At 50.0% G+C, this 698-nt stretch carries 1 protein-coding gene; it reads left to right on the top strand.

All coding sequences use genetic code 11. The features are described from left to right. A partial coding sequence (locus tag VZ95_RS24555) for an ATP-grasp domain-containing protein (protein ID WP_156995446.1) occupies positions 1-642 on the top strand: 642 nt, incomplete at its 5' end. Positions 643-698 lie beyond the last annotated feature (56 nt).

The raw sequence follows: 698 nt of genomic DNA, 5'->3' as shown, positions 1-698 counted from the left end.
GAAGAGTTCATCCAGGGCAATATCTTTCATTGCGATACCTTCTTCCATGAAGGAGAGCCCGTGTTTGTTGGTGTCGGAAAACATGTCGGCTCCCCCCTAGCATATGTAAATGGGCAAACCAGATGCACCATCGTTGTCGAGCCAGAATCCGACGAATGGCACCAGATCAAGGCTTTCAACGAGAAAGTGTTAGAAGCCCTGCCGTCTCTCAGTTGCGCGACACATCACGAATTATTTTTGAGCGAAAGAGGGGAATTGATTTTCCTGGAGATTGCCGCCCGCCCGCCTGGAGCGGAAATCATACGTTCCTATAATACGGCTTTTGGTATCGATCTTCCCATCACTCTGCTTGAACTCGAAATCGGCATCAAGTCGATACCGTCACCGCGCTTCAGCCGTGGATCTGGCTGGGCCTATTTCCCGCGTTCGGCCGGTGTAGTCGGAACACTGACGCCGCCTGTACTGCGCAGCGAAATGCAAATTGTTGAGTGGAAAGTCGCACCCGGCGATTTCATCGAACGTACGACCTGTGGCCACGAACGCTCTGGTTCGGTCTGCTTCTCCGACAACAGCTTCTCCGTTGTCTATCAAGATGCAAATTATCTGCTCAGTTTCGATCCCGTGACCTTGAGGGCGCTATGAAACAGAAAATTGTGGTTATAAATAAGATTCGCTATAACCTTATGAATTACGATAAC

Source organism: Elstera litoralis (assembly GCF_000963705.1).
Taxonomy (GTDB): Bacteria; Pseudomonadota; Alphaproteobacteria; order Elsterales; family Elsteraceae; genus Elstera; species Elstera litoralis.
The sequence above is the reverse complement of the archived record's forward strand: the minus strand, read 5'-3'. Positions and strand labels throughout refer to the sequence as shown.